The organism is Heliobacterium mobile (genome assembly GCF_009720735.1).
GTDB classification, from domain to species: Bacteria; Bacillota; Desulfitobacteriia; order Heliobacteriales; family Heliobacteriaceae; genus Heliobacterium; species Heliobacterium mobile.
The window spans coordinates 1-6,588 of the sequence record NZ_WNKU01000057.1 but is presented as its reverse complement, the minus strand read 5'-3'; the positions used below and the strand labels follow the sequence as shown (position 1 = coordinate 6,588).

6 protein-coding genes and 1 rRNA gene are annotated in these 6,588 nt (G+C 49.2%); 2 read left to right on the top strand and 5 right to left on the bottom strand.

Annotated elements, in window-relative coordinates; all coding sequences use genetic code 11:
* Positions 1-104: 104 nt before the first annotated feature.
* The 4 genes from GJ688_RS19040 to GJ688_RS19025 form a co-directional block, all read right to left on the bottom strand.
* The gene (locus GJ688_RS19040; protein WP_207708847.1) at positions 105-956 is read right to left on the bottom strand and encodes a DUF6544 family protein; all 852 of its coding nucleotides are present in this window, start codon (positions 954-956) and stop codon (positions 105-107) included.
* A 21-nt stretch (positions 957-977) separates the two neighbouring features.
* Positions 978-1,676, bottom strand: coding sequence for a YitT family protein (locus GJ688_RS19035; RefSeq protein WP_170292163.1), 699 nt, complete (start codon positions 1,674-1,676; stop codon positions 978-980).
* A 258-nt stretch (positions 1,677-1,934) separates the two neighbouring features.
* Entirely contained in the window at positions 1,935-3,164 is a 1,230-nt protein-coding gene (locus GJ688_RS19030) for an LL-diaminopimelate aminotransferase (RefSeq protein WP_155478093.1), read from the bottom strand.
* 184 nt (positions 3,165-3,348) lie between these two features.
* The gene (locus GJ688_RS19025) at positions 3,349-3,972 is read right to left on the bottom strand and encodes a DUF4230 domain-containing protein (protein WP_155478092.1); all 624 of its coding nucleotides are present in this window, start codon (positions 3,970-3,972) and stop codon (positions 3,349-3,351) included.
* Positions 3,973-4,215: 243 nt separating this feature from the next.
* Between GJ688_RS19025 and GJ688_RS19020 the strand changes: the two genes are divergently transcribed.
* Positions 4,216-4,644, top strand: a complete 429-nt coding sequence (locus GJ688_RS19020; RefSeq protein WP_235911127.1) for a PaaI family thioesterase — start codon at positions 4,216-4,218, stop codon at positions 4,642-4,644.
* A gap of 266 nt (positions 4,645-4,910) precedes the next feature.
* Entirely contained in the window at positions 4,911-5,720 is an 810-nt protein-coding gene (gene nudC / locus GJ688_RS19015; protein WP_155478091.1) for an NAD(+) diphosphatase, read from the top strand.
* A gap of 329 nt (positions 5,721-6,049) precedes the next feature.
* On the opposite strand, the gene GJ688_RS19010 is transcribed toward nudC, so the two are convergent.
* Positions 6,050-6,588: ribosomal RNA gene (locus GJ688_RS19010) — 23S ribosomal RNA — on the bottom strand; the annotation flags it as partial.

Genomic DNA, 6,588 nt, shown 5'->3' with positions numbered 1-6,588 from the left:
CTTCGATAACTTTATTGCTGATTTACCCTGTCAATTCAAGGCTCGACTGGGTTTTTCGGTGTGCGAAAGTTGAGTTAAGTAATTCGTCCCTTTAATAGGCCTTCTTACGGTTCAACAAAGCCTTGGTCGTACTCGATATCGGTAACCTCTAACTGAAACCACTCAAAGTCGCCGCTATTTAGCTTCCAGATGATGCTGCACTGAATCGGCACCCGGATCCCCTGGAATTCCTGATACCCTTTGACGACACAGACCCAGTCCTCTAACCGATATTCGCCGCTACTTTCCATGTATCTGCGAGCGCTGAATTGGATGACATCGCCTTTTTCGTCAAACGTAAACGTGCCCGACGCGGTTACCCCTCCGTAACTCATGGTCGCTTTAGCGCTATTCATATCAACTTCTTCCCAGGTGATATACTCACTCAATACGGCCGAAGGGACCCATATGCACTCGCCAAGATACCGCAACAGTGTCCCTTGATCGATCTCCGGTCCCTTCGAATCCACGACCGGCACTAGGGCGAGAAATTTGATCAGCATGCTCCCTTTACCGTTTTGATACTTATCTTTACCCACTAAGTACAAGAGCGGTGCCGTTTGAATATTCGCCTTCCACACAAATCCCGGCTCGTCGGTTGATATGTATTGTTCCGCTTGCATGGGCATCCAGGGCTGATCGGCTTTGGTCCTCAAAAACCCCTTTTGTTCCAACCGTACGGTCCGAACAGGCACCCTCCCGACGACCTTCGATCGCTCCAGCCATTTTCGAACCGGCAAAGGCAACTCCGCTACATCCTCTTGTCGGATAATTTCGTTTGTATGCTCCTTTTTCCCCTTCAGAAGGTCTCTGACTTCATCGATTACCATCTGGTTGAACAGATACTTGGCGACTAACGCAACTGTGAAAACTAAAACGATCGTGATTGCAATAACACTAAGGGCGACCTTGGTCACTTTAAACACCCTCCCTCACTGTTACCGTTTACCTCCATGTAAGTGGTTCTCCTGCGTCCCCATAGAGCGAAGGCTCACTTCCGGCTTATACCGGACCGGAAAACGCCCCTTCGAAAAGCTGATGATGGACGATAAGATGACGACGGACAACACCGAATAGGCACCTTTAACGAACCCTACCGAGTAAAGGGCGGACATGACGACGGAGAAGTCGATGACGAAGGTGATCTTGCCCGGATCCCAACCAAAGCGTTTATGGAAATAGAGAACAAGGATATTGACCCCGCCCAAGGAAGATCCGTTCAAAAACAGATAAGACAAGCCAACGCCGACAAAAGCCCCGCCGAAAAGGGCGCCCGCCCAGTCTGGAACAGTGAACACCGGAAACAAGCGGTCGGCCATCGTTGTTACAGAGAGGATCAACGTCGCCACAAAAGTCGACAAGGTAAAACTCCATCCCATCCGCATGATCGATAGGATATAAAAGGGGATATTCACGAGCAGATACACCGTGGAAAAGGATGCGTTAAAAAGATAAGACAAACTCAAGGCCAGCCCGGGCGTTCCCCCAGTCACCAGGTGAGCGTGACGAAGTAAGATAATGCCGATACTGGCAAGGACACAGCCGATAAGGATACTATGAAATTTGCGCAAGATTTCCGTGCCTGACCAGACGCTGCGTCGCAACTCTTTTGGGGTAAGGCTAGGCTCTGTATTCAATTCCTTGTCCTCCATCTGTTCTGTACATCAAATAATTCCACAATACGAGGGCTATTCCTCTCACCCTGAGTGAGCTTATCGACGTTTCACAGGCAGAGTTAATGCGATAATAAGACGGTGAAGTGAAACGGTGAGACGCAAAGAATTAGAAAACGCCGGAAGAAGTTGCTCTTCCGGCGTTTTCTATGATTACATGTAATTCCCCTAAACCCCGATTTCCACGTGGTTTTTACCCACATGGATTCGGTGAACCTCATTCTACATTCTGGTCTTGATCCGCTCCAGGGCTTTTTCGGTGTTTTCCCGGGTGCCGAAAGCGGTCAAACGGAAATATCCCTCTCCGCTGGCGCCGAAACCGGCACCAGGGGTTCCCACGACGTTCGCTTGATTTAAGAGCTTGTCGAAGAACTCCCAGGAGCCCAAGTTATCGGGAGTCTTCAGCCAGATGTAGGGCGCGTTCACACCGCCAAACACCTTGTATCCAAGGTTGATCAGGCCTTCCCGGATCAACCGGGCATTCTCCATGTAGTAACGGATATTCTCCTGGATCTGCTGTTGGCCCGCTTCAGAATAGATGGCCGCGGCCGCCGCTTGCACAGGATAGGAGACGCCGTTGAACTTAGTCGTCTGTCTTCTCAGCCAGAACTTGTTCAAGCTGTGGGCATTCCCGTTGGAATCGTAGGCCATGACTTCCTTCGGCACGACCGTATAGGCACAGCGGGTACCGGTAAAGCCGGCTGTCTTGGAGAAGCTGCGGAATTCAACAGCTACCTCGCGGGCACCTTCGATCTCGTAAATGCTGCGGGGAATGTTCTCTTCCTGGATAAAAGCTTCATAGGCCGCATCATATAAAATGATCGACTTGTTTTCCCGGGCATAATCGACCCATTGCTTCAACTCATCTTTGGTCAGGGTCATCCCTGTGGGGTTGTTGGGGAAACAGAGATAGAGCATATCGACACGGGTTTTGGGCAGTTGGGGCTTCATGCCGTTTTCTTCTGTGCAAGGCAGGTAAACGATATTGTCAAACTGACCTTTTTCGTTTAATTGTCCGGAACGGCCAGCCATGACGTTGCTATCGACATAGACCGGATAGACGGGGTCGGTCACGGCGACGACGTTGTTGAGACCGAGGATTTCCTGGAAGTTGGCCGTATCAGGCTTGGAACCATCGCTAACGAAGACTTCATCGATGTCCAGATTAATCCCTCTAGACGTAAAGTCGTTGTCGATGATTTTCTGGAGCAGGAAATCATAACCTTGCTCGGGGCCGTAGCCTCGGAACGTATCGAAACGACCCATTTCCTCGACGGCCTGTTTCATCGCCTCGACGATAGCCGGCGAAAGGGGCCGCGTCACATCACCAATCCCTAAGCGGATGATGTCGGCTTCCGGGTTGTCCTTTTTAAATTGGTTGACTCTCCGGCCAATTTCGGAAAATAGGTAGCTACCAGGCAACTTGAGATAGTTTTCGTTGATCAGCGCCATAGGTGTTCAGTTCCTCCCTTAGAACATATTTTCTTAACAACTTCAAAGTAGCGAAGAGTTTTATTAGGCCGCTTCTTTTGAACAGGGATATCCAGAGTAGAGATATATCTTCCATTATAGTACAGGTATACCTCCGCTGCAAACCTACTGCGTGAGTATAGTCAGCGTTCTCGATGAGTTGGGCCTATGGCAACAGGATAAAAGAAACCTCCGTAGCTCCCGCCTCTTTCAGCATCTTTTCGATGGTTTCTTTGGCCTTCTCTTCGGCCTTATCCAAAATCCCCTGCTCCATCGCAGTATTGGTGAAATCGACTAAGGCATCATTCTCGAGCTTATGGATCTCATCTCTCGATAGTTTTCGTATGCTCCGCTTATCTACGAGTACCTCCCAAGTATCGGGCAGGCATTCTTTATAGCGGATTGTAGCTTTCGGTATCGCAATGGTCACTTTTTTTCCCTGAACCTCTTTGACATCCATCTTATTGGCGTCAATTCCGGCAGCCACTTTGGCCTGACCAACAGCTACATATTGCCGGTCTGTAAAAGGAAGATCGAAAGAAAACCCGTAGGCATCGAGCCTTTTATGATCTTTAAAATTGATCATCGCCTGCCCGGTATATTCATAAGTCACTAAGTTTGCCACTTCGCGAAGTTGGGTGATGTTCACGATAAGGCTATTCTCCGTTGCTGTGTTTACTCTTGGAACAGCCGCATCAGGAGGAAAAGGAAGCTCGAAGATCATCCTGCCTAATACAAAAGCACCGACGATCGATAGTATCACGAAGATATACTTTGCATTTTTGTTCATTCACGATTCCCTCCCTAAGCCCTATTCATATTCATTCAGTCCCTTTCAGTATATCGAATTGTATGTATCCATCATATGGGGCAAAATAAGCCAGTTACCTGCATCAAAGCCGTACAAGCACTGATTCAAGCGATGAAACTAAAATAATAGGGCCGTCCGAACTTACGTCGCCTTTAAATCCCTTTACATTTAGGCAGCACAGCGCTATGGTTAAAAGGAAAGTTAAGGAAGGAATGGTGACAGATGACGGAACGGGTATCCAAGGAAGAAGAGACCTTCCTCGACCAAGCCTCCTACCGACAAGGCTTTATGGAACGGGATGCACTGGCCCAGCACCTGGGCATCTCTCTGGATGAGGTGGGCCCCGGTTATGCCAAGGCGACTCTCCTAGTCACTCCCCCTTTATTGAATGGAAAGGGCTTGACTCACGGCGGCGCTGTCTTTTCCCTCATCGATATTGCCTTTGCTGCTGCTAGTAACATTTACGGCCCAACTGCCCTTGGATTAAACGTGAATGTTAGCTATATGAAGGCCACTCGAGAAGGCGAAACGCTTACCGCCATCGCCAGAGAAGAAAAGAAGACGCGTAAGATCGGTTTTTACCGGATAGAGGTCCGTGACGGCGAAGATGATCTTGTGGCTACGGCGGAGGGGATCGTCTATCGGAAATAAGAATTTGAGGCTCCCTTATCGGGGTGTTTCTGCTGATCTCAAGCAGTATAAAAAGGGACTGAACTCATGCGTTAGGGTTCAGTCCCCTTCCTACTTCAATAATCTATTTCGATAGTCTACTTCAATTATATATGAAAGCAAACCATAAACCCTGTATCCTGCTTAAAGCTTTCGGTAGGTAAAGCTTTTTGAAGGACCACTCCATTCCCTGTAGATTATGCTACTATGAAGCAAGGGACAGTAATTCGTGTTAAGGTGGCGACGGGATGGAGAAACATACATACTGGTTTATCTTCAACAACAGTGAGGTTCTAATAAAAGAAGTCGAGGGTATAGCTCACATCGTTACTCAAGACGATATTGAATCCACAAATATGGAACTATCAACAATCCAACCGATCGGTCAGGTAGACGAAAATAGCGTTTATGTGGCATCTATCGGGGACACCCAACCGCCGCAAGGCTTTTCCTACACAGACTTACGGCGACTCTATGGACGTATCGAGGAACAGCATTTCTTTCTGGCCATGCGTGCACTACACATCTTCACATGGTTGGAGAAAAATCAGTTTTGCGGTTGCTGCGGTCGTCCTCTAACGATGTCGTCCCATGAACTCGCCTTACAGTGCGAAAACTGCGGTCATCTCGTCTACCCCCGCATCTCCCCGGCCATTATCGTCGCCGTCGTCAAAGACGATCAGATCCTGTTGGCTCGCCCCAATCGGGTTCCACAGCCTGAATGGTACAGTGTGCTTGCCGGATTCGTCGAGCCAGGCGAGACACTAGAAGACTGTGTAAAGCGAGAGGTTAAAGAGGAAGTCGGTATTGAGGTCGATCATATTCAGTACTTTGGCAGCCAACCGTGGCCCTTCCCCGATTCACTCATGATCGGCTTCACCGCACAGTATGCCGCCGGTGAAATTACGATCGACCCCGTAGAAATTGGGCATGCCGATTGGTTTTCTGTAGACCATCTACCGACTCGTCCTGCCAGTTTTAGCATCGCCCATAGACTCATCGAGTGGTTTATCTCCAGTCGACACATAAGGACAATGAAAAGCCAAGGTAAGGATTAAACCTACCCTGGCTTTATATCAGTGGATAAAAATCCAAGTATCTCGATTTACTTTGCCTAATGCTTGTCCATATCCTCCGAGCTGGCTTCCTGCTCTGGAGTGTCACTGTGCTTATTATGCTTATTCGATTACTTCCGCTCCCCATTGGGGGATTTTTACCCTTTGTTTCCGTCTGTGTCGTTATCTTAGATTCTGATTTTAGTGAGTGCAAGAGAGTTTATGTAAATAGTCGGTTTGGAATATACCGAAAGAAGCCATGGTTCATTATACCATGGCTTCTTTTCTACCCCATCAAAACTACACAGAGTCAATTTATCGTAAAGCGATGTAAGGTCAAGTCCTCGACCAATTCGTACCCGTCGACTGAACACCTCACGGCGTGTACATCTCGGGCCGATCGACCAGGTCATCTTCCTGGGGTCTTACCTACTTGCCGTAGTGGGAAGTCTCATCTTTGGGTCGGTTTCGCGCTTAGATGCTTTCAGCGCTTATCCGCTCCCGACATAGCTACCCAGCGCTGCCGTTGGCACGACAACTGGGACACCAGCGGTCGGTCCACCCCGGTCCTCTCGTACTAGGGGCAGCTCCCGTCAAACTTCCTCCGCTTGCGATGGATAGGGACCGAACTGTCTCACGACGTTCTGAACCCAGCTCACGTACCGCTTTAATGGGCGAACAGCCCAACCCTTGGAACCGACTTCAGCTCCAGGATGCGATGAGCCGACATCGAGGTGCCAAACCTCCCCGTCGATGTGGACTCTTGGGGGAGATAAGCCTGTTATCCCCGAGGTAGCTTTTATCCGTTGCGCGACGGCTTTTCCACTCAATACCGCCGGATCACTAAGCCCGACTTTCGTCCCTGCTCGAC

Excerpts from the sequence above, each read along its gene's own strand:
- GJ688_RS19030 (WP_155478093.1), bottom strand. The coding sequence starts at position 3,164 with ATGGCGCTGATCAACGAAAACTATCTCAAGTTGCCTGGTAGCTACCTA.
- GJ688_RS19025 (WP_155478092.1), bottom strand. The coding sequence starts at position 3,972 with ATGAACAAAAATGCAAAGTATATCTTCGTGATACTATCGATCGTCGGT.
- GJ688_RS19020 (WP_235911127.1), top strand. The coding sequence starts at position 4,216 with ATGACGGAACGGGTATCCAAGGAAGAAGAGACCTTCCTCGACCAAGCC.
- nudC (WP_155478091.1), top strand. The coding sequence starts at position 4,911 with ATGGAGAAACATACATACTGGTTTATCTTCAACAACAGTGAGGTTCTA.